This is a genomic window from Pseudomonas sp. DR48 (assembly GCF_019823085.1).
GTDB lineage: Bacteria > Pseudomonadota > Gammaproteobacteria > Pseudomonadales > Pseudomonadaceae > Aquipseudomonas.
Genome location: NZ_CP081946.1, coordinates 2504427 through 2530285, shown reverse-complemented (window position 1 = coordinate 2530285; position 25859 = coordinate 2504427). Strand labels below are relative to the sequence as shown.

Below are 25859 nucleotides of genomic sequence, written 5' to 3'. Positions count from 1 at the left end.
AAGCAAAGACGCACCCACGGCGCGCCGACCAATGCTACAGAATGCCTGTCACCACGGCACAACCGCTTTCTCAGGCTTTTATTGCAAAGTGTGTTGCTCGATGAAGTCCGTCGGCTGCAATCCTTCGCGGCTCACCAGTCGATTCAACTCGATTCGTGGCAAACGAACGGCCAGCAGGCAGACGCCTTCTTCGTCGTGTTCTTCTTTCTGTACCGCACCGGCTTCGAAAAACTGCGCACGCAGTCGAGCAAAACGTTGCGGCAAGCGCAAGGTGCCAACAAACAAATCATTGCCGAGCAGTTCGGCCACGGCCTGCTTGAGCAAGTCCAGACCTGTACCGTCCTTGGCCGACAACCAGACCCGCAGCGGCTTGCCATCGGCATCGCGCTGGATTTGCGGCTCAACACCCTCAAGCAAATCGAGTTTGTTGTATACCTCGAGGATCGGCAAGTCCTGGGCACCGATCTCGCCCAGCACCACCATCACCTGCTCGATCTGCAACATGCGATCCGGTTCGGCCGCATCGATCACGTGCAGCAGCAGGTCGGAGTTGCTCGACTCTTCGAGCGTAGACCGAAACGCCTCGACCAGTTTGTGGGGCAAGTGACGTATGAAACCCACAGTGTCGGCCAGGACGATCGGCCCCAGGTCGTCGATTTCCAGACGGCGCAAGGTCGGGTCCAGCGTGGCAAACAACTGGTCAGCCGCGTACACGTCGGATTTCGTCACGTTATTGAAGAGCGTGGATTTGCCGGCGTTGGTGTACCCCACCAGGGACACGGTAGGAATGTCCGCACGCGAACGGCCGCGTCGCGACTGTTCGCGCTGGCTGCGCACTTTTTCCAGCCGGCCCTTGATCTGTCTCAGGCGAACCCGCAGCAAGCGGCGGTCGGTTTCCAGCTGGGTTTCACCCGGGCCGCGCATACCGATACCGCCACCCTGACGCTCAAGGTGAGTCCAGCCACGAACCAGCCGGGTGCTCATGTGATCAAGCTGGGCCAGTTCTACCTGGAGCTTGCCTTCATGGGTACGGGCGCGCTGGGCGAAAATATCGAGAATCAGACCGGTACGGTCGATCACGCGACACTCGAAAACACGTTCGAGGTTACGTTCCTGACTGGGCGTGAGGATGTGATTGAAGATCACCAGATCTGCCTTTTCGGCATGGACCAGGTCGCGCAGCTCCTCGACCTTGCCGCTGCCAATCAGGAATTTGGCGGTTGGCCGATGACGCGGCACGTTAAAAAACGCAACGGTCTCGGCGCCGGCCGAATTAGCCAATTCCTGAAACTCCTGCGGATCTTCGCGCGCCTCAGGGTCCTGTCCATCCAAGTGAACGAGGATTACTCGCTCACCACCACCGTGGCGCTCAAAGAACAAAGGAGACTCCTATCAGGCGTTACCTGGCTCAGCGTCACCTGCTTCGGATTCGGTTGCGCTAGGCAGACGAATTGGACGAACCGGCACCACTGTAGAGATAGCGTGTTTGTAAACCATCTGGCTGACGGTGTTTTTCAGCAGGATAACGAACTGGTCGAAAGACTCGATCGTGCCTTGCAGTTTGATCCCGTTGACCAGGTAGATGGACACCCCAACTTTCTCTTTACGTAAAGTATTCAAGTAAGGGTCTTGTAGCGAATGCCCTTTTGACATGTGCCGCACTCCTTTAAGGATTCAATATAAAAAATAGGTAAACAGATGGCTTGTGGCCGTCACACCCCCAAGGATAGACGGCAATTGCAAGGACTCAGCTCAATATGGAGATGGTCCCCAGGTATTTCAAGGCGCGCGGCAGATTGTCGCAATCCAGGCTGTCCAACCAGTGTAAATCAGCCCAGCTGCGCAGCCAGGTGAACTGGCGCTTTGCCAATTGGCGCGTGGCAATGATTCCACGCTCCTGCATCTCGGCTTGCGTCAGCTTGCCATCCAGGTAGTCCCAGACTTGTCGGTAGCCTACCGCACGTATAGACGGCAACCCTGAATGCAGGTCACTGCGTTTACGCAGGGCTACGACCTCGTCAATGAATCCCTGTTCCAACATGTTCGTGAATCTTTGTTTAATTCGCTCGTGCAGTACTTGGCGATTTGCCGGAGCAATAGCCAAGTTCGCGACAGTATAGGGCAATTGTTGCAGTCCCGAAGCGGCTGCTTCAGTACTTTGAGCAGATTGTCGCAACCTGAGCTCAGTCATGCTCTGACCACTGACACGATAAACTTCCAGTGCTCGACTGAGCCGCTGGGGATCGTTCGGATGAATACGCGCTGCAGATACCGGGTCAATGACCGCCAATTGTTCGTGCAGCGCAGGCCAGCCAAGGCGTGCAGCCTCTTCTTCGATCTGCGCCCGAACATCGGGATCAGCCGCCGGCATGTCCGCCAGGCCTTCAACCAAAGCCTTGTAATAGAGCATTGTGCCGCCTACCAGCAGCGGAATTTTACCCCGCGCGGTGATTTCGGCCATTGCTTCCAGGGCATCACGACGAAAATCCGCTGCCGAATAACTCTCCGCCGGGTCGAGAATATCGATCAGACGGTGTGGGAATTCGGCCAACAGTTCTTTGGAAGGCTTGGCGGTGCCGATGTCCATGCCGCGGTAAACCAGCGCTGAATCGACACTGATCAGTTCGCAAGGCAGGACTTTGGTGAGTTCGATGGCCAGGTCGGTCTTGCCGGCGGCAGTCGGGCCCATCAGGAAAATCGCAGGAGGGAGCTGGCTCATCAACGACCGCGCAAAAACAGTTTGTCCAGATCGTCCAGCCCCAGTTGGGTCCAGGTCGGTCGGCCATGGTTGCATTGACCGCTGCGCTCGGTGTTTTCCATGTCGCGCAGCAGACCGTTCATTTCCGGCAGCGCCAGGCGCCGATTCGCCCGAATCGCGCCGTGACAGGCCATCGTGCCGAGCAGTTCGTTCAGGTGCGCCTGAATCCGGTCGCTGGTGCCGTATTCCATCAAATCCGCCAGGACATCGCTAACCAGGCGGTTGGCCTCGGCTTGTTTCAGCAACGCGGGGATTTGCCGGATGGCCAGTGTTTCCGGGCCCAGGCGCTGCAGCTCAAAGCCCAGGCGCTGGAACCACGCGACGTTTTCTTCGGCGCAATCGGCTTCGCGCTGGCTAACCGCCAGAGATTCCGGAACCAGCAATGGTTGGCCACTCAGCCCTTCACTGGCCATGGCGACTTTCAGGCGTTCGTACATGATCCGCTCGTGGGCGGCGTGCATGTCCACCAGCACCAGGCCCTGGGCGTTTTCCGAAAGAATGTAGATACCTTTGAGCTGCGCCAGCGCATAACCCAGCGGCGGGATATCGTCCTGTCCGGCCGGTAATGCGACGGCGTTGGCTTCTGGCAGCGGTGCAAAAAATTCACGGTACGCAGCCTGCGCTTCAGCCACCGGGACACCGGACTGAGGCCGCGGGGTGTATTGATATTGATAACCCGCGCCTGCGCCCGAGCCCGCCGGCGTATTGAACGACGGCTGCGCCTGAGGCTGTTCCAGCAAGGCATTGGCCGCCAGGCGCATTTCGCCCTGCGGACCGAATTCGCCAGCATCGATGCCGGTGGGTCGCACAATGGCGGTCGCCACCGGGCTGGCCAAATGATCTTCCGGCCGCACATCGCCCAAGGCACGGTGCAAGGTGCCATAGAGGAAATCGTGGACCATGCGCCCGTCACGGAAGCGCACTTCGTGTTTGGTCGGGTGGACGTTGACGTCGACACCCGCCGGATCGACTTCGAAAAACAGCACGAATGTCGGGTGCCGGCCGTTGAACAGCACGTCGCGATAGGCCTGGCGTACCGCGTGGGCCACCAGCTTGTCGCGGACCGCACGGCCATTGACGAAGAAATACTGCAAGTCCGCCTGGCTGCGGTTGAACGTCGGCAACCCGACCCACCCCCACAAATGCAGGCCATTGCGCTCGATTTCGATCGGCAGTGCCTGCTCGAGGAAACCGGAACCGCAGATGGCCGCCACACGCCGGGCGCGGGCCGCGTCGTCATGGGCTTCATGCAGGCTGAGGATGGTCTTGCCGTTGTGGCGCAAATGGAACGCCACGTCGAAACGCGCCAACGCCAAGCGCTTGATCACTTCTTGCAGGTGATCGAATTCGGTTTTTTCAGTCTTGAGGAATTTGCGCCGCGCCGGTGTGTTGAAGAACAGGTCGCGCACTTCGACCGAGGTACCCACCGGATGGGCGGCCGGTTGCACCCGAGGCGCCATGTCCCGGCCTTCGGTCTCGACCTGCCAGGCCTGATCGGCATCCTTGGTGCGGGATGTCAGCGTCAGGCGCGCAACGGAGCTGATCGAAGCGAGGGCCTCACCACGAAACCCGAGGCTCATGACTTGCTCGAGGTCTTCGAGATTACGAATCTTGCTGGTGGCGTGTCGCGCCAGGGCCAACGGCAAATCATCGGCAGAAATGCCACTGCCATCGTCACGAACCCGCAGCAACTTGACGCCGCCCTGCTCCACGTCCACATCGATGCGCCGGGCACCGGAGTCGAGGCTGTTTTCCAGCAGTTCCTTGATGACCGACGCCGGGCGCTCAACCACCTCACCCGCGGCAATCTGGTTCGCCAGCCTTGGGCTGAGCAGCTCGATGCGAGCTGCCTGAGTCACCACCTGATTCATTCCTTGGCCGCCAGTTCGGTACCGGGAATGGTCAAGGTCTGACCGATTTTCAGCTCATCGCTTTGCAGGTTGTTGGCGCTGCGCAATGTGGCCGGCGATACCTGATAACGCACGGCGATCATCGCCAGCGTCTCGCCCGGGCTCACCCGGTGATCGCGAGGGCCTTGCACGATTTTCCCGGAGTCACGCAGCCAGGCGATGTAAGTGCCCGGCGGCGGATTCTGCTGGAAGAACTGACGCACACCACTGCTGATCGAACGCGCCAGCGCCTGCTGGTGATTCGCTGCCGCCAGCTTTGACGCTTCGTTGGCATTGGAGATGAACCCGGTTTCGACCAGGATCGATGGAATGTCCGGCGACTTCAGCACCATGAACCCGGCCTGTTCCACACGCTGCTTGTGCAACGGCGTGACCCGGCCAATGTTGCTCAGAACCTTCTGGCCAACGTTCAGGCTGGAGGTCAGGGAAGCGGTCATCGACAAGTCCAGCAACACGCCCGCAAGCATGCGGTCCTTGTCGTCGAGACTGACGTTGCCGGCGCCGCCGATCAAGTCGGAACGGTTTTCGCTGTCGGCCAGCCAACGGGCGGTCTCCGACGTTGCGCCGCGATCGGACAAGGCGAACACCGATGCACCAAAGGCAGCAGCCGAAGGCGCGGCGTCGGCGTGGATCGAAACGAACAGGTCAGCGCCCTTCTTGCGGGCGATTTCGGTACGGCCGCGCAACGGGATGAAGTAGTCACCGGTGCGGGTCAGTTCTGCGCGGAAGCCTTTCATGCCGTTGACTTGACGCTGCAATTCACGGGCGATGGCCAATACCACGTCTTTTTCCTTCTGGCCGCGAGAGCCTGAGGCCCCCGGGTCTTCACCACCGTGGCCGGCGTCGATCACCACCATAATGTCGCGTTTGCCAGCCGGCGCGGGCGGCAGCTTCACTGCCGGCTCCGTCGGAGTCACCGGAGTCACCGGAACCGGCGCTACCGTCGCAACGTTGGTCTGCACGGGAATCGGCGCGGCGGCGTCGGCGCTATCGAACAGGTCGACCACCAGGCGATTGCCGTATTGGGCGTTTGGCGCCAAGGTAAAACTTTTCGGGGTGACGGCTTTTTTCAGGTCGATGACCACCCGCAGGTCCGTCGGCGTGCGCTGGGCCGAACGCATGGCGGTGATCGGGGTGTTCGAGGTGTTGAGCTTCAGCGGCGCCGCAAGGGTCGCGCCATTGATATCGATGACCAGCCGGTCCGGGGCGCTCAAAGTGAATACGCTGTGTTGCACCGGCCCCGTCAGGTCGAACACCAACCGTGTGTTGTCCGGAGCCCGCCACAGGCGAACGCTGTTGACCTTTGTCTCGGCCACAGCGTCGACGGTCACCGCCAAAAACAACACTCCTACGGCAGCTACCATCGCGCGAAAGCGCATACCTAACCCCATCATTTAATTGGTTTCCAATGCCAAAGCGGCACACCAGGACTCGCCACGCGAGCCTTGGGACAAAATTTTCAGCGAACGCCCGCTGTCTTGCGGGCTAATGGTAATGGTCAGGTCGGGCTTTGGCAAAAAGCCTGCACCCTTCTGGGGCCATTCGATCAGACAAAGCGCATCGTCTTCGAAATAATCGCGGATGCCCAGGTACTCCAGTTCCTCAGGGTCGACCAATCGATAGAGGTCGAAATGGAAGGCCCGGATGTCGCCGATTTCGTAGGGCTCGACCAGGGTGAACGTCGGACTCTTTACCGCCCCGACATGCCCCAGGCCACGGATGATGCCCCGTGAAAGCGTGGTTTTCCCCGCCCCCAGATCCCCTTCCAGAAAAATCAGACCGTGCCCTTGGGTGGTTTTTGCAATGCGTTCGCCAAATGCGGTCATCGCCTCTTCATCAGCCAGATACAGGGTTACTTCAGACACGGTGCTTGCTCCTCCAACAACTGACGAATGGCCGGAATCAGATCACTGGCCGCCAGCCCACGGCCCGATTTACCGACTTGCGCGCCGGCATTGGCGTGTAACCAGACTGCCAGGCAGGCAGCATCGAAGGCGTCCATGCCTTGGGCCAGCAACGCGCCGACCAGACCGGCCAGCACGTCGCCCAAACCAGCGGCAGCCATCGCCGGATGGCCCTGATGACACACCGCCAGACGCCCGTCAGGACTGGCGACTAGACTGCCAGCGCCTTTCAAAATCACTACCGCTGTATATTTTTTGCTCAATGCATGGGCCGCGGCCGGCCGATCGGCCTGAACCTCGGCGGTGCTTATCCCCAACAACCGCGCCGCTTCCCCCGGATGCGGCGTGATCACGCAGTCCTTGGGCAAGCTCACCTGCCCTTGTGCCAGCAGATTCAGCGCGTCGGCATCCCAGACTTGCGGCAACGGTGCATTGGCTGCCGCCGACAATAGGCTGCGCCCCCAGGAAGTCTGGCCCAGGCCCGGGCCGACCACCAGTACGGAAACCTTTTGCAGCAGTCCCATTAGCTGATTGGCCGACGAAACCCCGAGTACCATCACCTCAGGGAGTCTCGCCAACGCCGCCGGAACATGTTCACTGCGCGTGGCCACGGACACCATGCCTGCACCGCTGCGCAGGGCACTTTGCGAACTCAGCAGGATCGCGCCACCCAAGCCACGGTCACCGCCAATCAGCAAAACATGGCCGAATTTGCCTTTGTGAGACGTCGGCGCACGGCTCGCCAGACGCGGCAGGTTACCGGCCGACAGACGGCAAGCGCTGACAGCGACCCCACTGATGGTCTCGGTGCTCGCTTGCAGATCATTGAAAACCAGCTCCCCCACCACATCAGCCGCGTCACCGGTAAACAGCCCCAGCTTCAAGCCAATGAAGGTCACGGTCAGATCAGCACGAATGGCCACGCCGAGTACGCGCCCGGTATCGGCACTCAGTCCGGAAGGAATATCCACCGCTGCGACGGGCAAGCCACTGGCATTGATCGCTGTGATTGCGCTGGCATAGGGCTCTCGCACCTCGCCGGTCAGACCGGTGCCGAGCAAGGCGTCCAACACCACACCACGCAGCTCGGAGTGCGGGCCCCAGGCTTGCACGGCAATGCCTTCCGAAACAGCCTCGGCGTGAGCCAGCGCCGCATCGCCCTGCAAATGCTGGGGATCGCCCGCCGCCAACACCCGCACATGCCAGCCGGCACGCCGGGCCAGCACCGCCACCAGATAACCGTCGCCGGCGTTGTTACCGCGACCGGCCACGACCGTTAATTCGTTCGCCGTCGGCCAATGACGGACCAGCGCCCGCCAGGTCGCCCGGGCAGCACTCTGCATCAATTCGAAGCCCGGCGTACCGGCCGCGATCAGGCTCGCGTCGAGGGCTCGCACTTGCGCGGCGCTGTACAGCGCGTCGGGTAAATCATCTTTAGTGTGCGGCATGCGTCTTCGGGCTCCGATGTCTGGCAGAATTATACGCACCTCAGCTCCGGTTTCTCTCGCCTCATGCCTGCTATTAACACAGACCTCCCCGCCCTCGCCCAATCCATCAAGGACTGGGGCCGCGAGCTGGGCTTTCAGCAAGTCGGCATCAGCGGCCTGGATCTCGCCGAGCACGAACAGCACCTGGAACGCTGGCTCGCGGCCGGCTACCACGGCGAAATGGATTACATGGGCGCTCACGGCAGCAAACGCTCACACCCGCAAGAGTTGGTTCCCGGCACACTTCGAGTCGTATCCCTGCGCATGGACTATCTGCCGGGCGACACCGAAATGGCCAAACGCCTGACTCAACCTGAAAAAGCCTACGTCTCGCGTTATGCCTTGGGCCGCGATTACCACAAATTGATCCGTAAACGCGTGCAACAACTGGCCGAAAAAATTCAGGCGGTGATCGGGCCCTTCGGTTACCGCGCCTTTGTCGACAGCGCTCCAGTGTTGGAAAAAGCCATCGCCGAACAGGCCGGTCTTGGCTGGATCGGCAAAAACACCCTGGTCTTGAACCGCAAGGCCGGCAGTTATTTCTTCCTCGCCGAACTCTTTGTCGATTTGCCGCTGCCGGTCGACCCGCCACACAGCACCGAGCATTGCGGCCGCTGCACCGCGTGCCTGGACATCTGTCCGACCAACGCCTTCGTCGGCCCCTATGTACTGGACGCCCGGCGCTGCATCTCGTACCTGACCATCGAACTCAAAAGCGCGATCCCGGAAGATTTGCGCCCGCTGATTGGCAATCGGGTGTTCGGCTGCGATGACTGCCAGATCGTCTGCCCGTGGAACCGTTTCGCCCGTCCGTCCGGGGAAAGCGACTTCAAGCCACGGCACAACCTGGACAACGCCGAGCTGGCTGAGCTGTTCATGTGGGACGAGGACAAATTCCTCAGCAGCACCGAAGGTTCTCCGCTGCGCCGGGCGGGTTACGAGCGCTGGTTGCGAAACCTGGCGGTGGGCCTGGGGAACGCGCCGTCGAGCATTCCGGTGTTGGAAGCGTTGAAGGCGCGCCGCGACTATCCTTCAGAGCTGGTGCGTGAACACGTCGAATGGGCGTTGAAGCAACACGGCCTGTGATTTCAGGCCTCGTCGTTGTAAACGAACTTCGGCATTTCCCAGTGAAAACGAATCGCCAGCAAGCGCAACAGGAAGCCGCCAAACAGGGTGATCAAAATCGCCTGTTCACCCGGCAGTTGCAGGTAAATGCAGAGCATGTAGCACCACGCCGCCGCGAACGAGACGCTGGCGTACAGCTCGCGCCGGAAGATCAGCGGGATGTCGTTGCAGAAAATGTCGCGCAGGATGCCACCGAAAACCCCGGTGATCACGCCACTGACCGAGGCCACCAGCATGCCGTGGCCCATTTCCAGGGCGGTCATGCAGCCGATCAGGGTAAACGCCACCAGGCCGACGGCATCGAGCACCAAAAACAGCGAGCGCAGGTGACGCATCCAGCGTGCAGCGAAGACGGTGAACATGGCCGCAATCGAGGTCAGCACCAGGTATTCCGGGTGTTTGACCCACGTCAGCGGGTAGTGGCCGAGCAGCACGTCGCGCACTGAGCCGCCGCCGAGGGCCGTGATGCAAGCGATCAGCACCACACCGAACCAGTCCATGCCGCGCCGACCTGCAGACAGGGCGCCGGTCATGGCTTCGGCGGTGATGGCAATCAGGTAAAGCATCAGCAACATGGTGGCGGTCCTTGCAGGAAGGCGCGCAGTCTACTCACTTCACTGAAGCCCCAAAAGAGGGCAGACGCCATGTAGGAGCTGTCGAGTGCAACGAGGCTGCGATCTTTTGATCAGAAAAATCAAAGTCAAAAGATCGCAGCCTCGTTTCACTCGACAGCTCCTACAAGGGCCGGGGTACCCGATCAGAACTTGATGAAATGCTTGCGGTAGTGCTGCAGCTCGGCGATCGATTCGCGAATGTCGTCCAGGGCCAGGTGGGTGCTGCCCTTTTTGAAGCTGTCGCGCACATCCGGCGCCCAGCGCGCCGCCAGCTCTTTCAGCGTCGACACATCAAGGTTGCGGTAGTGGAAGTAGCTTTCCAAGGATTTCATGTGGGTATAAAGGAAGCGACGGTCCTGGCAAATGCTGTTGCCACAGATCGGCGACTTGCCCTTCGGCACCCATTGTTCAAGGAAGGCGATGGTCTGCGCTTCGGCTTCGGCCATGCTGATGCGGCTGTCGCGAACCCGTTGGGTCAGGCCCGAGCCGCCGTGTTGACGGGTGTTCCACTCATCCATGCCGGCGAGGATTTCGTCGCTGTGGTGGATCGCGATCACCGGACCTTCGGCCAACGTGTTCAGGTCGCTGTCAGTGACGATGGTGGCCATCTCGATGATGACGTCGGTATCAGGGTTCAGACCGGTCATTTCCAGGTCGATCCAGATCAGATTCTGCGGGTTTTGCATGTGTCGGCTCCTAGGCAATGCTGCGCAGTTTAGCCTAGGGCGGCGCCGGGGCGTGCTAAACTCGCTGCCGTTTTACCTAATCGCTGCATTCTTCATACGGAACACCCATGGCCAAACGCCAACTCAATCGTCGTCAAAACTGGCGCATCGAAAAGATTCAGGGCGAACGCGCTGCCCGCGCCGCCAAACGCGAGTCCTCGGCTGTCGAGGCACTTGAAGGTGGCGACCTGGGCCCGGAACAGACCGGCCTGGTGATCGCGCACTTCGGTGTGCAGGTCGAAGTCGAAGCCCTCGAAGGCGATTTGGCCGGCGAAGTGTTCCGCTGCCACTTGCGTGCCAACCTGCCAGCACTGGTGACCGGTGATCAGGTGGTCTGGCGTGCCGGCAACCAGGGCATCGGGGTGATCGTGGCGCAATTGCCACGTAAAACCGAACTCTGCCGCCCGGACAGCCGTGGCCAGCTCAAGCCGGTAGCGGCCAACGTCGACATGATCGTCATTGTCTTCGCCCCGCTGCCCGAGCCTCATGCGAACCTGATCGACCGTTACCTGGTCGCTGCCGAGCACGCCGGGATTCGTCCGCTGTTGCTGCTTAACAAGTTCGACCTGATCGACGAGCAGAACGCCCCGGCGCTGAATGCCTTGCTGGCGGTTTACCGCACACTCGGTTACCCGGTGCTGGAAGTGTCGGCGCACCACGGCAATGGCATGGAGCAACTGCAGAAGCAACTGGACGGACGCATCAGCGTCTTCGTCGGCCAGTCCGGCGTCGGCAAGTCCTCGCTGGTCAACAGCCTGTTGCCGGAAGTCGAAGCCCGTGTCGGCCCGCTGTCCGAGCTGTCCGGCCAAGGCACCCACACCACCACCACCGCGCGGTTGTTCCACTTCCCCGGCGGCGGTGAGTTGATCGACTCCCCGGGCATCCGTGAATTCGGCCTGGGCCACGTCAGCCGTGCCGATGTCGAAGCCGGCTTCATCGAGTTCAACGACCTGATCGGCACCTGCCGCTTCCGCGACTGCAAGCACGATCGCGAACCGGGTTGCGCCCTGCTCAAGGCCCTCGAAGAAGGTCGCGTGCAGCAGCAACGGATGAACAGCTACCGCTCGATCATCGCCAGCCTGCCCGAAACCAGCTACTAAACAGACACGCCCACCACCCCGAGCCTTTCGGGGCGGTGGGTGGCTCGTCCGTCCTACAAAAAATCCTCGCAAATTAAACGTCAGACCTTTCCGTAAGGCTTCTTCGCGCCCGCATGAAGGACACTTCTCTTTAACCGCGCAGGCCTTGTTGCTGCCACTCAAGTGCATACATTCATGCCCTCTTCGCACTTTGGCGATACCGAGGGATAGCCATGCAAACCTACCATCTGTTCATCAGTCATTCATGGAATTACCCGCACGCCCACGACAATCTCGTGCGCTTGCTGAACGCGAAACCCGACTTCGCGTTCAAGAACTTTTCAGTGCCGCCGGACAACCCCATCGTTGGCGCAAAAACCGATGAAGAGCTGGAAGAAGCCATCGAAAACAAGATACGAGCGTGCTCGGCAGTGCTGATCATGGCGGGGATGTATTCGACCTACAGCAAGTGGATCAACAAGGAAATCGAGATCGCCCGACGCATGGGCAAGGTGATCATTGCGGTCAAACCGTTTGGTGCCGAGCGGATCTCCACCGTGGTACGCCGGGCGGCACATGCCGAATGCGCCTGGAACACCAACAGCATCATCAGCGCCATTCGCACTCACGCGGCGGGTTGAACCATGCGCAAGGGACTGTTCATTGGAATCAATCACTACCGCCACGTTTCACAACTCAGTGGCTGCAACAACGACGCGATGGCCATGGCCTCGGTGCTGGAACGCCACGCCAACGGGCGGCCCAATTTCAGCAGCAAGGTGCTGACCTCATCCGAGGAAAACCTGACTCACGCCACTTTGAAGCAGCATATCCAGAGCCTGTTTTCCGGTGATTGTGATGTCGCGCTGCTGTACTTCGCCGGCCACGGCCAGTTCGATACCAGCATCGACGAGGGCCTGCTGATTCCGCAGGACTTCGGTCAGGGCGTCGAAGGCATTCGCATCAGTGACATCCTGAACTGGGCGGACAATGCCACCCATATCAAGAACAAAATCATCATCCTTGATTGCTGTCAGGCCGGTGCGGCAGCCGCCATGCGCGGGTTGCGAGGCGGTAGCAGCGTGATCGGCGAAGGCATGACGATCCTCACTGCCTGCAAGAAAGAACAGGTGGCTCTGGAAGGTGGCGGCCACGGCGTCTTCACCGGGCTGCTGCTCCAGGCACTGCATGGCGGAGCCGCCAATGTACTGGGCAAGGTGACGCCCGGCAGTGTGTATTCGTTCGTCGATAACGCGCTGGGGGCGTGGGAACAACGGCCCGTGTTCAAAACCAACGTCTCGCAATTCGTTCCATTGCGCGAAGTCACGCCACTGATTGCCGAAGAAACCCTGCGCAAGCTCAAGGACTGGTTCCCGGAACCAAGTCATGTCTTTGCGCTGGACCCAAGCTACGAACCCACAGAAGCCTCGTATGACCCGGAGCACGGCGACGTGTTCGCCCAACTGCAAAAGTGCAATCGCCATAGCCTAGTCGAACCGGTAGACGCCGAGCACATGTACTACGCCGCCCTCAACTCCACAGGCTGCCGCCTCACCGCCCTCGGCGCCTATTACCGCGAACTCGCAATCAAGGGACACTTCTGATGCCAGTATTTATCAGCTATCGCCATACCGACCGGCCACACGCTATCGCCATCAGCTCCCGCCTGATTCAGGCCAACATCAAGACCTACTTTGACGTGCTGGATCCGGAATCACAGACCACTGACGACATCACCGGAGTCATCACCCGCAACATCACAGCGTGCACGCATCTGATAGCAGTGGTCTCGGACCAGACCGCATTGTCATGGTGGGTGCCCTTTGAAATCGGCGAAGCGACGATCAGTAACCGACGGATCTGCTCATTCAAGACAGAGCCGACGACACTGCCGCTGTACCTCGATAAATGGCCAAAGCTCAGCACCGACAGGGATCTGGAGTTTTTCATCGATGCCTATCGAGAAGAAGTGGCGACCAAGCGCTCAATGGCGCTGGATTCGATCAGCGAATCCCTATACGGGACCTACAGACGCAATGCCGACCTGTTCCACGACCACCTCAAGAACCGCATCAAGCGCGGTTTCTGAGTGCCTGGTTCTGAAATAGGAGTGAACCCAATTCAGGACGAAACAACAGGCACAAAAAAGCCGACATTTCTGTCGGCTTGATTGTTGTGGATCACCGCTTTGGAGAATCAGCCGGTTGTTGATCGTTCCCATGCTCCGCGTGGGAATGCCGCCGGGGACGCTCTGCGTTCCACTGCCGACACCAGGCTTGAGTCTTGCGCAAGGGTGACGCGGAGCGTCACGGGATGCATTCCCACGCGGAGCGTGGGAACGATCAGGGTCAGGATCAGGACGCGCAAGCGTTGAAGAACCAGGTCGGCCCGTAGGCCGCCTCGCTTTGCTTTTGCGGTGCTCGCCCCCTCGAGAGGCCGAGCGCAGGTTCTGCGCAGTGGGCAACCCGGCATGGATGCCGGGTTAGCCGCCCCCGGCCATGGATGGCCGATGGCGGCGGGCCCACGGAGCAGGACCGAAGCGAGGGCATGCCGAGCCTAGGCGAGGCACCGAACGTCAGGGGCAAAAGCGCTTGGTTACTTGGCGCTCTTCCAAGTGACCCGCCGTCAGGGCGGAACCCTAAGCCGCCGTTACCGCAAAAACGGATATGCCCCCAACCCCACCCCAACCCCAACCCCACCCCCAAACCCCAAGATCGGAAGTGCACAAAAAAGCCGACATCTCTGTCGGCTTGATTGTTGTCGATCACTGCTTTGGTGAATCAGCCGGTTTGGCCGGTGCACCCGGTTTCGGCGCCGCATCCTCGAACAGGTTCAAGCGTTCGCGCAGTTCGTGGGCCGGCACCGGTTGCTGGTCCGGTGGCAACGCATTTGGATCAACCGGTGTGGCAGGGGCATCACCCGGCGCGGTCGCCGGGGCAGGCTCTGCGCCTTGCGAACCTTCGATGGCCTCCTGGGCCTTCTTCGTCAGCACGACGATGTCGATACGACGGTTGACCGGGTTGAACGGATTCTTGCGATCGAACAAGGCCGACGACGCATAACCCACGACACGGGCAACCTGCGAATCCGGATAGCTCCCGGCGACCAGCGCACGGCGAGCGGCGTTGGCTCGGTTGGCCGACAGCTCCCAGTTACCGAAGTCGCCCGTGCCGGTGTAAGGCTTGGCATCGGTGTGGCCGCTGATGCTGATCTTGTTCGGCACCGCTTTAATCGTGTCGGCCATGGCCAGCAGGATGTCTTCGAAATACGGTTTCAGGCGAGCTGAACCAGAGTCAAACATCGGACGGTTTTCGGCGTCCATGATCTGGATGCGCAAGCCGTTCGGCGTGATTTCGAACAGGATCTGGTCCTTGAATTTTTGCAGCTGCGGATTTTCATCGACCTTGTTCTGCAACTCTTGCAGCAACAGTTCAAGGCGCTCCTTCTCCACCTGCTCGGCCATGCCTTCGACCTGGTCGGTGTCGACGGTGACTTTGTCCGGCTGCGGCTGGGACTTCACCTCGGGATTGAGGGTTTTATCCGGTGCCAGGGTCGGGGAACCGCCCAAATCGATGATGAATGGCGTGCCGCTTTCGCTGAAGCCGACCGGGTCCTTGAAGTACCCGGCGATGGCGATCTTCTGTTCCGGCGTTGCGGTGGACAGCAGCCACAGCACCAGGAAGAACGCCATCATCGCCGTCGCGAAGTCCGCGAAGGCAATTTTCCAGGCGCCCCCGTGATGCCCGCCGGCGATGCGCTTGACGCGCTTGATGATTATCGGCTGGTTATTTTCCATACAGAGTGCTCTGTCTCACAAATACTGTTCCTTTTTGACGGTGCCTGTTATCGCCATACGGCGTTGCCGCTCCTCGCCATAGCGAGCTATGACTCGTCGCGGCGCCTTGTCTGGCAACAACAGTCACTCGCCAAAAAAGGAACGTATTTGCAAAACAGAGCACTATCGACCGCGAACCGCTTGTTCCAGCTCAGCGAAGCTTGGACGGTGCGCCGGGTACAGAACCTTGCGGCCGAATTCCACCGCCAGCGATGGCGGCATGCCGGACGCTGAAGCCACCAGCGAAGCCTTGATGGCTTCGTAGACGTTGAGTTCTTCCTTGGCATCGTGGGCCAGGGAATGGGCCAGCGGACCGAAGAAACCGTACGCCGCGAGAATACCGAAGAAGGTACCGACCAGGGCCGCACCCACGTGCAGGCCGATGGATTTCTGATCGCCTTCACCCAGGGAAGCCATGGTCACCACGATACCGAGTACCGCCGCGACAATACCGAAACCAGGCATGGCGTCGGCAATACCGTTCACCGCGTGGGACGGATGCTCAAGGTCTTCCTTGAGGCTGTAAAGCTCCATGTCGAACAGGCCTTCAAGCTCATGGGGAGCCATGTTGCCGGAGGACATGATGCGCAGGTAATCACAGATGTACGCGGTCATGCGCTCATCTTTGAGGACCGTAGGGTACTTGGCGAAGATCGGGCTCGCGGCGGCATCTTCGATGTCGCCTTCAATCGCCATCATGCCTTCGCGACGGCTCTTGTTGAGGATTTCGTAAATCAGCCCCAACACTTCCAGATAGAACGTGTGGGTAAAACGCGAACTGAACATGCCCAAGGATTTCTTGAGCACGTGCATGGTCATGTAACCAGGGTTGGCCTGGAGGAATGCGCCAAGGGCCGCGCCACCGATAATCATCACCTCGAAAGGCTGAATAAGGGCGGCAATCTTGCCGTGGGAAAGCACGTATCCGCCGAGCACGCTCGCGAATACGACGATGATGCCGATAATTTTAGCCATAGGTAGGAGAGCACTTACTGAGTCGGGTTCAAGGTCATATTCGGAAGTTAAAAAATCTCTTCTTCTACTTATCGGCAAAACTGCGCCAGACTATAGCCAGTTCAGGCGAAAAGCCAATTTGGCCCGCTCCAGGCATAGGTAATGCAGACGATGATCGCGTCCAACCATGGCTAACGAAACGAACATCCCTACCGCGAAACCAACCACGCTTGAAGGCTGGGTCAAACTGCTTGACGGCGTGCGCCTGCCGGTTCCGCAAGACAGTCACGACCGGGTCTGCAAGGCCATTGCCGATAACCGCAGTTCACTTCGCGACATCGCCGAGCTGTTGCAAGGCAGCCCGGCACTGGCCTTGAGCGTGATTCGCGAAGCCAACCGCCACACCCACGGCAGCATGGCCGAGCCGGCTGAAAACCTTGAGGTGGCCCTCAATCGCCTCGGTTTGAAACGCACCGAAGAATTGCTCGCCCGTCTTCCCGCCGAACCTTTGTCACAGATACCGGTTGCGCTGCGTCAGCTTCAACTGATCAGTCAGCACGCAACCCAACAGGCCAACGGTTTTTTTGCCAGCCGTCTGGCGCGTTTGTGGCAGGACATTCATTGGGGCAGCCTGCTGTTTCTTTCACCGCTGTGGCCGATGGCGCTGACTCATCCACAACTGCTTGAAGAGTGGGAACTGCGGGTCATTCATAAAGGCGAGTCGGCACGCACCGTCGAAAAGCAATTGTTCGGCGTGCGCCTGCTGGATATCTGCCTGGCACTGGTGGATATCTGGCGCCTGCCGATCTGGGTCCAGCAAGGCTATCGACTGCTGCTGAACGAACAGCGCGAACTGGTCAAAGTGCTGCGCATCGCCCGCGACGTCGACCATCCGCTGCGCCAGCAAAACCGCCTCGATGACGATCCGACCCTGCGCCGCTGGCTCAATCAGCCCGCGAATACTGTGTTGCTGGCCAATGGGCTGGCGCTGTCGGCGCAACATGCCTGGGACAGCCCGCATTGTGAGCGCTGGCAGTACCTGACCAGCCTTTATCTGCAAATGCCGATGAGCGAGGTGCAGCAGCAATTGCACCAGCAGGCGGTCAACAGCGCGCACCAGCACGCCATGCCGGACCTCTGGCACCCGGCTGTCTCGCTAATCTGGCCTACGGGCATGAACCGCATTCACGCCGGTTTGCTCCCGGCCCCGGCGCCCACCGCCGAAGACTTGGCGAACTGGCGCAAGCAATGCGCCGAACTGCTGGTCGAGCCGAGCCGTTTCACCAACGCCATGCACTTGACCACCTCGGCCCGGGACGCACTGGTCGCGTGCGGCATGCGGCGGGTGATGATTTTGATGGCTGACCGTACCCACGCCAATTTGCGCGTGCATCAAACGGCCGGACTGACGAAGGAAGCGGCAGGTCTGAACTTTGTGGTCAGCCAGAGCACCGTGCTGCAACGCTTGCTCTCGCAACAGGCCCAAGTGCGCCTGGTGCCGGCGAACAACGCGCAGTTTTCAGCTTTATTACCCGCCAGCTTGCGCGCGCAGTTTCGCGGTGAACACTTGCTGCTGCGCTCACTGGTCAACAACGGTCGAGTGATCATGGTCGTTGTTGCCGATCAGGGCGGCGGGCCGTTCTCGGAGATCACCGTGCAAGCCTTCGGCAAAACCGCGCAGTGCATCGAAAAGGCCCTGCACAGCTTTAGCCACCGCGGCCAATAAGGCTGCGTTACAATCCTCTCCCTTTGTGCTCTGGAGACCTCACATGTCTGACTTCTCTGGCTTGGCGCTGGTCATCGAGCCGAGCGACTTGCTCCCTCGCCTTGAGTCCCGCGAACTGATTCTGGTGGACCTGACCAGCAGCGCCCGCTATGCCGCAGGGCATATTCCCGGAGCGCGCTTTGTCGATCCCAAGCGTACTCAACTCGGCCAGGCGCCTGCGCCAGGGCTGATGCCGCCGCAAGCGGCACTCGAAGCGTTGTTCGGCGAGTTGGGACACAACCCCGATGCCGTCTACGTGGTGTATGACGACGAAGGCGGCGGCTGGGCCGGACGCTTCATCTGGCTGCTGGATGTCATCGGTCATAAAAAATACCACTACATCGACGGTGGCCTGACGGCCTGGCTGGCAGAAGGATTTCCAATGTCGATCCAGATCCCGCCATCCGCAGGAGGCTCGGTTGCGTTGACCCTGCACGACGAACCCACCGCCACCCGTGAATACCTGCAAAGCCGTCTCGGTGCCGCCGACCTGGCCATCTGGGACGCGCGCGGCCCGCTGGAGTACTCCGGCGAGAAGGTGCTGGCGGCCAAGGCCGGGCACATTCCCGGCGCGGTGAACTTCGAATGGACCGCCGGCATGGATCAGGCGCGCAACCTGCGCATCCGCCAGGACATGCCGCAGATCCTGGAACAACTCGGCATCACCAAAGACAAAGAAGTGATTACCCACTGCCAGACTCACCACCGCTCTGGCTTCACCTATCTAGTGGCCAAATCCCTCGGTTATCCGCGGGTCAAAGGCTACGCCGGCTCTTGGGGCGAATGGGGCAACCACCCTGATACGCCCGTAGAAACTCAAGGTTTTTAAGGACAGTTAATGAATAAGCGTTTGTTTATCCTCAGCCAATACCTGCTGCCTCATCATCTGCTTTCGCGACTGGCCGGCTGCATTGCCGAATGCCGCGTACGCTGGTTCAAGAACGCCTTTACCGCCTGGTTCGCCAAGCGTTATCAGGTGGACATGTCTCAGGCGCTGGTCGAGGATCTGACTGCCTACGAGCACTTCAATGCGTTCTTCACCCGCGCACTGAAAGATGGCGCTCGCCCGCTGGACAAAACCCCGGGCGCGATTCTCAGCCCGGCCGACGGCGCGGTCAGCCAGCTTGGCCCGATCGAACACGGTCGCGTGTTCCAGGCCAAGGGCCACAGCTTCAGTGTCCTGGAATTGCTTGGCGGCGATGCGGCGAATGCTGCGCCGTTCATGGGCGGTGATTTCGCGACGATCTACCTGTCGCCGAAAGACTACCACCGCGTGCACATGCCACTGGCCGGCACCCTGCGCGAGATGGTCTACATCCCGGGGCGGATTTTCTCGGTCAACCAGACCACCGCTGAAAACGTACCGGAGCTGTTCGCCCGCAACGAGCGCGTGGCGTGCATTTTCGACACCGAGCGCGGGCCGATGGCCGTGGTGCTGGTCGGCGCAATGATCGTGGCTTCGATTGAAACCGTATGGGCCGGGCTGGTGACGCCACCCAAGCGCGAACTGAAAACCTTCCGTTACGACGAAGCTGCCCGCGCACCCATCCATCTGGAAAAAGGCGCCGAACTGGGTCGCTTCAAACTGGGTTCGACCGCGGTCGTGTTGTTCGGGCCGGACCAGGTGAAATGGGTTGAAGGGCTTGGCGCCCTGTCGCCGGTTCAAATGGGCCAGGCGTTGGGTCTGCCAAACGCCTGACCTGGCTGATCCGCCCCGCCGAATGAGTTCGACGGGGCGGACATTACGGTTGCACCGTCGCTCGACTCGCCCACAAAAGCCCGAGCGACACGCGCCTGACAGTCAAACAGTCGAGGCGCATAACTGCTACAGTCACGTCATTCACTGCCCATTTCCCGGTCGGAGTTTTTCCACGGCATGAATGAGACCAGCCCCCACCTGTTGTTACGTGTCCCGATCCCGACGCAACAGCGTCTGTCGTTCTGTGAACCCACGCCACGCGACCTCAAGCGCTGGATCGCCGACCTGCCCAAGGCCAACATCGGCGAAACCGCTCGCTTGCTCTATCAGGGCCTGAGCGAACTCAACCAGCTGCTCACCCCCAGCGACAATCGCCTGCAACTGCTCGAACTGCTGCGACCCGAGGTGTATTTCGTCTGCAAACACCTGGAGCGGCATTTTCTGCATCAAGCCATTGTGCTCGACGAGCGCTCGCGCAAAATCGCCAACCTCTGCCAGGCGCTGCAAAATCACTTGGCGACCGGCTACAAACAGATCGTCGTGCGGATCACACCGCGTTTCAGCAAAGACCGGGCGCCATTGCTGGCACAAGCACTACAGCGGGCGATCCATTGCCTCAATGGCCCGCTGATCCGTGCGACGCAACTCTACTGCCCGGTGCCGGAAGGCCTGTGGCTAGAGTCGCACCAGCTGTACCGGATCGCCTGCGCGCATAAACTCCAGCACTTGAGCCTGCGCGATGAACTGGCCAGCCAGACGCGAACCCTGAGCATCGAACAGACTTACGTGGTCGCCCTGCTGCTGGGCGCCGCACGCTGTAATCAGCTGCGTCAGAACCAGATCGCCCGACTTGCCGAGGTACTGGAGCCCTGGAGCCAATGGATCAAACTGCAGCCCTCCAACCCCGCCGACGGGCTGTTCGCCGTCGCACCGGACCTCGACGTCGGGCCGCGCTATCGCTCCAAATTCAGGGCCGAGCAGCAGGCCAGTTTGCTGGGGGTTGATCCTCAGCTCCTGGTCGCCGCCATCGAAGCGCATCTGCAGGGCAATAACAGTGGCTCAACGCCGCTGCCGGTACCCGCCGGCTTGACCCTGGATACGCTGCAACACTTGCACGCCGCGTGGGGGCAGGCGGCCGAGCGCAGCTTTCAACGTACCGTCGGCCAAGGCACCCTGACCCTGTGCGTGGGCATGAGCGCGCTGCACTTTTACCTGGGCGGGCAACGTTCATTCAGCGACATCCTGAAAAACCCCGGCACCCGACTCGCGAAATTTTCTGCATTGCCCCTGACAGGCCAAGGCAAGGACCAATGGAGCCAGGCGTTCGATGCTGCGCCCAACGCCAGCGCCGATGCCTTGCTGCCTTATGAAGAGATTGAATACCCGCAATTGCAGAACGACGATGGCAAGGATGCCGCCGACAGCAATCGGCATTTTCCGACCTATGCCCTGCCGATCATCAATCACAGCCCCGGCGGATATTGCCTGGCGTGGCCCGGCGCAGTGCCCGCCGAGCTACAGGCCGGCGAGATGGTCGGAATCGAGGACTCCGCCAATAAAGGCTGGAGCATTGCGGTGGTGCGCTGGATTCGTCAGGTGCGTGGCGGCGGCACGCAGATGGGCATCGAACAAGTTGCGCCTTACGCAGAGCCATGCGGCTTGCAACTGGTGCGCTCGCGGGACGATCACAGCCAATACCTGCGCGGTCTGTTGCTGCCCGAGATCAGCGCCATCGACCTGCCCGCCACCTTGCTCGCCCCGCGCCTGCCGTTCCAGGAAGGCAACAAAGTGTTGATCAACACCAACGGCCAGGAACGCCGGGCCGGGCTCGATCGGCGGGTGGCGAGTACCAACAGTTTCAATCAGTTTGCTTACCGTTCGCTGGAAGCGAGCAGAAACGACAACGCCGCTGAAAGCGGCGTTGAAGAGGAGTTTGATTCGTTGTGGAAGTCGCTTTGATCCCGAAAGCAAAAGATCGCAGCCTTGTTTCACTCGACAGCTCCTACAGAGGATTGCGTGCACTGTAGGAGCTTGCGATCTTTTGATCGTTAATCAGAGCTGCCCGTCACGATCGCGGAAGCCCAACAGGTACAACACCCCATCCAGCCCGAGGGTGGAAATCGCCTGTTTCGCCGACTGCTTCACCAGCGGCTTGGCGCGGAAAGCTACACCCAGACCAGCAATCGCCAGCATCGGCAAATCGTTGGCACCGTCACCGACCGCGATGGTCTGCTCCAGCCGCAAACCTTCCTTGTGCGCCAGCTCACGCAGCAGATCAGCTTTGCGCTGCGCGTCGACAATCGGCTCGACTGCCACGCCGGTGACCTTGCCGTCGACCACTTCCAGTTCGTTGGCAAACACGTAGTCGATACCCAGCTTGGCCTGCAATTGCTTGGCGAAGTAGGTGAAGCCACCTGACAGGATTGCAGTCTTGTAGCCCAGACGCTTGAGTTCGGCGAACAGAGTTTCGGCACCCTCGGTCAGGCGCAGGGATGCGCCGATCGAGTCCAGCACACTGACGTCCAGCCCCTTGAGCAAGGCCAGACGTTCTTTGAAGCTGGCGCGAAAATCCAGCTCGCCGGCCATTGCGCGCTCGGTGATTTCAGACACCTGATCGCCCACGCCGGCGGCCTTGGCCAGTTCATCGATGACTTCGGCCTCGATCAGCGTCGAGTCCATGTCAAATACCGCCAGACGGCGGTTACGGCGAAACAGCGAATCTTCCTGGAAGGCGATGTCGACGTTCAGTTCCTGCGCGACACTGAGAAATTCAGCCCGCAACGCCTGCGGATCAGCCGCTTCGCCACGCACGGAAAACTCGATGCAGCCCTTGCCCTTGTCGGCCGGGGTGTCCAGCGGCATGCGACCGGACAGACGGTCGATATGATCGATGTTCAGGCCATATTTGGCAGTGATCGAACTCACGGCCTGCAATTGACCGGCGGTCACTTTACGGGTCAACAGGGTCACGATGTGGCGTTTTTTGCCTTGATTGCCGACCCACTGCTGGTAATCCTCTTCGGATACCGGGGTGAAACGGACTTGTTGATCAAGCTCGTAACCCTTGAACAGGATGTCCTTGAGCACTGATTTGCCTTGCTCGGTGTCAGGAATCTCAACCAGGATGCCGAACGACAGGGTGTCGTGGATCACCGCCTGACCGATGTCGAGAATGTTCACACCACCCTGGGCCAGAACGCCAGTTATGGCCGCAGTCAGACCCGGACGGTCGACTCCCGTGATGTTTATCAGGACGATTTCGCGCAAGGCGCACCCCCGCAGGTGGAAAAAAACCGCATTCTACCCACTTTCAGTGACCATCGGGCACCGTCAACGCTTTGCCGGTCTAGGGCCTGTCGCTATACTGCGCGTCAACTTCACGGACAAAAGAGCCGAGCTCAAGTGAACCGGCCCACGCCAGTAAAAACCGATAACTTCTTTCTGCTGATCTTCCGGGCACTGCGCCATCGCCGTGTACCGATTGCATTGCGCATTGCCAGCCATAACGTGATCCTGGTCGCTTTGGCCCTGGTCATCTATGCCTGTGTGATGGGTTTGCAGTTCAAGCAGGCCATGCACGAGCAGGCAGATGCGCTGGGCGAAAGCCTGACCACGCAGACCGCCACCTCCGCCACGGAGCTGTTGGTGTCCAACGACATCCTCAGCCTCAACGTGCTGCTCAACAACCTGACCAAAAACAAGCTGGTGGCTCACGCGGCTATTTATAGCGTGGATAACCGCATCCTCGCCGAAGCCGGTCAACGTCCCAAGCACAGCCTGCTGGGCGAAGCCGAGGGCATGTACCAGAGCAAGATCACCTTCCAGGACGTGACCGCCGGGCAACTGCGCATCAGCCTGGACATGGATCAGTTCCAGCAGCCGATGACCATCAGCCTGCAAAGCATGGGCATTTTGAGTGCGATCCTGCTGGCCCTGTCCCTGGCGCTGAGTTTGCGCCTGGGGCGCAATATCTCCACGCCGCTGCTGCAACTGCGCGTGTGGCTGCGCAATATCGACGAATACACCCCGGCCACCGAACGTCAGGATGAAGTCGGCGACCTGGCCCGCCAGCTGCACGCCAACTTCGCGCCGGAACCGGCCGAGCCTGCGCCTGCACCGCAGCCCGAGGTGGACGATAGCGAATACGAAGACGCGGACGATAACGAGCCGACCTTCGAAGTGCGCAACCTGCGCGACCCAAGCTTTGACGAAACCAAACCTGTGGCGGGTCTCAAGCCTGCGCCACGGCGCAGTGTCAGCACTGTCGAAGACGATGATGACGATGACGCGTTTGCCGACTTGATTGACGAATCGGCAACCAGCGCACCGATAGCACAGGCAAAACCGGTCGTCTCGAACGTGCCACAGCACAGCGCAGTACTGGCCGTGCAGCTGGGCGCCCAGGATCAACTGCGTCGCCTGCCACGTACCCGCCTGGAAGAACTGCTGAAACGCTATCGCGATTGCCTCGATCAGGCGGCCTCGCTGTACCAGAGCGAGCTGCACACGCTGAACGACGGCAGTACGCTGATGCTGTTCCACACCGAAGACAGCGGCGACGACTACCTGACCAACGCGATCTGCTGCGGTGAGCTGTTGCGGGCCCTGGGCCATCAGTTGCAGATCGAAGTCGCTGACAGTGGCATTACCCTGCAGCTGCAGCTGGGCCTGACGTTGGGCGACGAGTTGTTCGGTCTGAGCCAGATCGACCTGCTGCTGACCGAAACCGCTCAGGACGCCCTGGCCTTGTCGCAACACAGCCGCAATCTGCTGCTGGTGGAGCGCAAGATCGGTGACGATGCGCTGATCCGTCAGCGCGCGCGGATTCGTCCGATTGCCAGCCCTGAGGGCGCTTGCTGCGTGGAACGGTTGATGGAGCCTTATCCGTCGATGCTGGAACGGCAACTGGCGCGGATGCACGAGCGTCGGGCGTAAGCCTTAAAGCCCAGAAGTGAAAAAGCCCGCAGATGAGTGATCGTCTGCGGGCTTTTTGTTGCCTGTCCCGGCCCCATCGCGAGCAGGCTCGCTCCCACATGGGATTTGTGGGGCGCCGAGATCACCTGTGGGTGCGAGCCTGCTCGCGATGGGGCCAGGACGAACAATAGATAACTGCACCCTGCAGAAACAACAAAGCCCGCATCTGTGCGGGCTTTGTGTTGAATCAATCCAGCGTTAGAACCTGAACACTTCCATATCCGTGCGGATTGGCGAGGCCATCGGGATCTTCGGCTGTTTCTCCTGCTCGGCCGCCGGTGCGGCAGGTTTCGGAGCAGACTTGCGTGGTGCTTCGGCAATGGGTGGCTGATTAGCCAGCGGCTTGAGGGCCACCGACAATTGCTCGGCCAGACGCTGCAGCAACACGCCCTGCGCCTGAACCTGAGCCGCCGTACCGCCAGCATGCTGTTCTTGCAGATGAATGATGCGGTTATCGCGAACCTGACCACGACGGTCGATCAGACGCCATTGCGCATCCAGGATCGCTGGCTGCGATTTGCCCGAATCCAGACGGGTAATCGTCAGCAGCACCTGAACGTCCGGCGTGAAGCCCAAGGTAGCCGGCGCCAGGACAACACGCTGACTGTCCAGGCGAGCGGCGACCTGACGCAGCAACAACTGATCGATGTCTGACGACAGGCTCCCGGCCCAACGACCGTCGGTCGAGGCCTGAAGGCTGCCATCGGGCTGTCGCTGCAGCAAGGTTTCACGTTGCAGGTAATCCGCAACCGTTACCGGGCCCAGCAATACCGCCATGCCCGCGCTTTGCGCAGGCGGAGCCGGACTACCGCTGTCCAGCTGATACAGCGACACCGGTTGGTGAACGCTGCAACCCGCCAGGCCAAGAACGCCAGCGAGCATCAAAATAAAAGGAAGGCGCAGAGCAGTCATCGTCCCATCCAGGTGGTTGCCACAAGGCTCACCACAGTGAAAATACTCAATAAAAATGAAGAACGCTCGGCCACGCCGGCGCTTGAAAGGCCATATCATCCGTGAATATGCGTTCCGA

At 60.3% G+C, this 25859-nt stretch carries 23 protein-coding genes; 10 read left to right on the top strand and 13 right to left on the bottom strand.

What is annotated here, in order from left to right:
- Positions 1–78: 78 nt before the first annotated feature.
- From hflX to K5K95_RS11455, 7 genes are all read right to left on the bottom strand, one after another.
- A complete protein-coding gene (gene hflX / locus K5K95_RS11485; protein WP_222589536.1) occupies positions 79–1380 on the bottom strand; it encodes a ribosome rescue GTPase HflX in 1302 nt (433 codons plus the stop codon).
- 12 nt (positions 1381–1392) lie between these two features.
- On the bottom strand, positions 1393–1653 hold the full coding sequence (hfq, locus tag K5K95_RS11480) for an RNA chaperone Hfq (RefSeq protein WP_007902656.1): 261 nt from the start codon (positions 1651–1653) through the stop codon (positions 1393–1395).
- 94 nt (positions 1654–1747) lie between these two features.
- Positions 1748–2719, bottom strand: a complete 972-nt coding sequence (miaA, locus tag K5K95_RS11475) for a tRNA (adenosine(37)-N6)-dimethylallyltransferase MiaA (RefSeq protein ID WP_222590327.1) — start codon at positions 2717–2719, stop codon at positions 1748–1750.
- Positions 2719–4617 carry a DNA mismatch repair endonuclease MutL gene (gene mutL, locus K5K95_RS11470; RefSeq protein ID WP_222589535.1) on the bottom strand — a complete coding sequence of 633 codons (1899 nt, stop codon included), beginning with the start codon at positions 4615–4617 and terminating at the stop codon, positions 2719–2721. Before mutL ends, miaA begins: the two co-directional genes overlap by 1 nt.
- Positions 4618–4625: 8 nt before the next feature.
- The gene (locus K5K95_RS11465) at positions 4626–6062 is read right to left on the bottom strand and encodes an N-acetylmuramoyl-L-alanine amidase (RefSeq protein ID WP_405046069.1); all 1437 of its coding nucleotides are present in this window, start codon (positions 6060–6062) and stop codon (positions 4626–4628) included.
- A complete protein-coding gene (tsaE, locus tag K5K95_RS11460; protein ID WP_222589534.1) occupies positions 6063–6533 on the bottom strand; it encodes a tRNA (adenosine(37)-N6)-threonylcarbamoyltransferase complex ATPase subunit type 1 TsaE in 471 nt (156 codons plus the stop codon).
- Positions 6521–8020, bottom strand: a complete 1500-nt coding sequence (locus tag K5K95_RS11455) for an NAD(P)H-hydrate dehydratase (RefSeq protein ID WP_222589533.1) — start codon at positions 8018–8020, stop codon at positions 6521–6523. Before K5K95_RS11455 ends, tsaE begins: the two co-directional genes overlap by 13 nt.
- A gap of 63 nt (positions 8021–8083) precedes the next feature.
- Here K5K95_RS11455 and queG point away from each other — a divergent pair, with 63 nt between their 5' ends.
- On the top strand, positions 8084–9145 hold the full coding sequence (gene queG, locus K5K95_RS11450) for a tRNA epoxyqueuosine(34) reductase QueG (protein WP_222589532.1): 1062 nt from the start codon (positions 8084–8086) through the stop codon (positions 9143–9145).
- Between the two features lie 2 nt (positions 9146–9147).
- Here the strand turns inward: queG and K5K95_RS11445 are convergent, their stop codons facing one another.
- Complete coding sequence (locus K5K95_RS11445; RefSeq protein ID WP_007945604.1) at positions 9148–9759, bottom strand: trimeric intracellular cation channel family protein; 612 nt, start codon at positions 9757–9759, stop codon at positions 9148–9150.
- Between the two features lie 182 nt (positions 9760–9941).
- Positions 9942–10484: an oligoribonuclease gene (gene orn / locus K5K95_RS11440; protein WP_090176271.1), complete on the bottom strand. Its 543-nt coding sequence runs from the start codon at positions 10482–10484 to the stop codon at positions 9942–9944.
- Positions 10485–10591: 107 nt separating this feature from the next.
- On the opposite strand from orn, the gene rsgA reads away from it, so the two are divergent.
- The 4 genes from rsgA (at position 10592) to K5K95_RS11420 (ending at position 13691) form a co-directional block, all read left to right on the top strand.
- Positions 10592–11623, top strand: coding sequence for a small ribosomal subunit biogenesis GTPase RsgA (rsgA, locus tag K5K95_RS11435; protein WP_222589531.1), 1032 nt, complete (start codon positions 10592–10594; stop codon positions 11621–11623).
- A 212-nt stretch (positions 11624–11835) separates the two neighbouring features.
- The gene (locus K5K95_RS11430; protein ID WP_090176275.1) at positions 11836–12243 is read left to right on the top strand and encodes a TIR domain-containing protein; all 408 of its coding nucleotides are present in this window, start codon (positions 11836–11838) and stop codon (positions 12241–12243) included.
- 3 nt (positions 12244–12246) lie between these two features.
- Entirely contained in the window at positions 12247–13206 is a 960-nt protein-coding gene (locus K5K95_RS11425) for a caspase domain-containing protein (protein ID WP_222589530.1), read from the top strand.
- Entirely contained in the window at positions 13206–13691 is a 486-nt protein-coding gene (locus tag K5K95_RS11420; protein WP_222589529.1) for a toll/interleukin-1 receptor domain-containing protein, read from the top strand. The genes K5K95_RS11425 and K5K95_RS11420 overlap by 1 nt, the downstream gene beginning before the upstream one ends.
- A gap of 675 nt (positions 13692–14366) precedes the next feature.
- On the opposite strand, the gene motB is transcribed toward K5K95_RS11420, so the two are convergent.
- Both motB and motA read right to left on the bottom strand, forming a co-directional pair.
- On the bottom strand, positions 14367–15398 hold the full coding sequence (motB, locus tag K5K95_RS11415; RefSeq protein ID WP_222589528.1) for a flagellar motor protein MotB: 1032 nt from the start codon (positions 15396–15398) through the stop codon (positions 14367–14369).
- Between the two features lie 162 nt (positions 15399–15560).
- A complete protein-coding gene (gene motA, locus K5K95_RS11410; RefSeq protein ID WP_222589527.1) occupies positions 15561–16412 on the bottom strand; it encodes a flagellar motor stator protein MotA in 852 nt (283 codons plus the stop codon).
- A 166-nt stretch (positions 16413–16578) separates the two neighbouring features.
- Here motA and K5K95_RS11405 point away from each other — a divergent pair, with 166 nt between their 5' ends.
- The 4 genes from K5K95_RS11405 to K5K95_RS11390 all read left to right on the top strand — a co-directional run bounded on the left by K5K95_RS11405 (position 16579) and on the right by K5K95_RS11390 (position 21814).
- Positions 16579–18117 (top strand): HDOD domain-containing protein, encoded by a 1539-nt coding sequence (locus K5K95_RS11405; RefSeq protein ID WP_222589526.1) that lies wholly within the window; start codon positions 16579–16581, stop codon positions 18115–18117.
- 43 nt (positions 18118–18160) lie between these two features.
- On the top strand, positions 18161–18985 hold the full coding sequence (locus tag K5K95_RS11400) for a rhodanese-like domain-containing protein (protein ID WP_222589525.1): 825 nt from the start codon (positions 18161–18163) through the stop codon (positions 18983–18985).
- Positions 18986–18994: 9 nt separating this feature from the next.
- Positions 18995–19855, top strand: a complete 861-nt coding sequence (asd, locus tag K5K95_RS11395) for an archaetidylserine decarboxylase (protein WP_222589524.1) — start codon at positions 18995–18997, stop codon at positions 19853–19855.
- Between the two features lie 177 nt (positions 19856–20032).
- Complete coding sequence (locus tag K5K95_RS11390) at positions 20033–21814, top strand: molecular chaperone (protein WP_222589523.1); 1782 nt, start codon at positions 20033–20035, stop codon at positions 21812–21814.
- Positions 21815–21907: 93 nt separating this feature from the next.
- Here K5K95_RS11390 and serB read toward each other — a convergent pair whose 3' ends face one another.
- A complete protein-coding gene (gene serB, locus K5K95_RS11385; RefSeq protein WP_027922002.1) occupies positions 21908–23122 on the bottom strand; it encodes a phosphoserine phosphatase SerB in 1215 nt (404 codons plus the stop codon).
- Positions 23123–23257: 135 nt separating this feature from the next.
- Here serB and K5K95_RS11380 point away from each other — a divergent pair, with 135 nt between their 5' ends.
- Complete coding sequence (locus K5K95_RS11380; protein WP_222589522.1) at positions 23258–24790, top strand: AhpA/YtjB family protein; 1533 nt, start codon at positions 23258–23260, stop codon at positions 24788–24790.
- A 237-nt stretch (positions 24791–25027) separates the two neighbouring features.
- On the opposite strand, the gene K5K95_RS11375 is transcribed toward K5K95_RS11380, so the two are convergent.
- Entirely contained in the window at positions 25028–25741 is a 714-nt protein-coding gene (locus K5K95_RS11375; RefSeq protein ID WP_222589521.1) for a membrane integrity-associated transporter subunit PqiC, read from the bottom strand.
- Between the last annotated feature and the right edge of the window lie 118 nt (positions 25742–25859).

Coding starts and splice junctions, on each gene's coding strand:
- hfq (WP_007902656.1), bottom strand. CDS start 1,653: ATGTCAAAAGGGCATTCGCTACAAGACCCTTACTTGAATACTTTACGT.
- miaA (WP_222590327.1), bottom strand. CDS start 2,719: ATGAGCCAGCTCCCTCCTGCGATTTTCCTGATGGGCCCGACTGCCGCC.
- K5K95_RS11465 (WP_405046069.1), bottom strand. CDS start 6,062: ATGATGGGGTTAGGTATGCGCTTTCGCGCGATGGTAGCTGCCGTAGGA.
- K5K95_RS11455 (WP_222589533.1), bottom strand. CDS start 8,020: ATGCCGCACACTAAAGATGATTTACCCGACGCGCTGTACAGCGCCGCG.
- queG (WP_222589532.1), top strand. CDS start 8,084: ATGCCTGCTATTAACACAGACCTCCCCGCCCTCGCCCAATCCATCAAG.
- K5K95_RS11445 (WP_007945604.1), bottom strand. CDS start 9,759: ATGTTGCTGATGCTTTACCTGATTGCCATCACCGCCGAAGCCATGACC.
- orn (WP_090176271.1), bottom strand. CDS start 10,484: ATGCAAAACCCGCAGAATCTGATCTGGATCGACCTGGAAATGACCGGT.
- rsgA (WP_222589531.1), top strand. CDS start 10,592: ATGGCCAAACGCCAACTCAATCGTCGTCAAAACTGGCGCATCGAAAAG.
- K5K95_RS11430 (WP_090176275.1), top strand. CDS start 11,836: ATGCAAACCTACCATCTGTTCATCAGTCATTCATGGAATTACCCGCAC.
- K5K95_RS11425 (WP_222589530.1), top strand. CDS start 12,247: ATGCGCAAGGGACTGTTCATTGGAATCAATCACTACCGCCACGTTTCA.
- K5K95_RS11420 (WP_222589529.1), top strand. CDS start 13,206: ATGCCAGTATTTATCAGCTATCGCCATACCGACCGGCCACACGCTATC.
- motB (WP_222589528.1), bottom strand. CDS start 15,398: ATGGAAAATAACCAGCCGATAATCATCAAGCGCGTCAAGCGCATCGCC.
- motA (WP_222589527.1), bottom strand. CDS start 16,412: ATGGCTAAAATTATCGGCATCATCGTCGTATTCGCGAGCGTGCTCGGC.
- K5K95_RS11405 (WP_222589526.1), top strand. CDS start 16,579: ATGGCTAACGAAACGAACATCCCTACCGCGAAACCAACCACGCTTGAA.
- K5K95_RS11400 (WP_222589525.1), top strand. CDS start 18,161: ATGTCTGACTTCTCTGGCTTGGCGCTGGTCATCGAGCCGAGCGACTTG.
- asd (WP_222589524.1), top strand. CDS start 18,995: ATGAATAAGCGTTTGTTTATCCTCAGCCAATACCTGCTGCCTCATCAT.
- K5K95_RS11390 (WP_222589523.1), top strand. CDS start 20,033: ATGAATGAGACCAGCCCCCACCTGTTGTTACGTGTCCCGATCCCGACG.
- K5K95_RS11375 (WP_222589521.1), bottom strand. CDS start 25,741: ATGACTGCTCTGCGCCTTCCTTTTATTTTGATGCTCGCTGGCGTTCTT.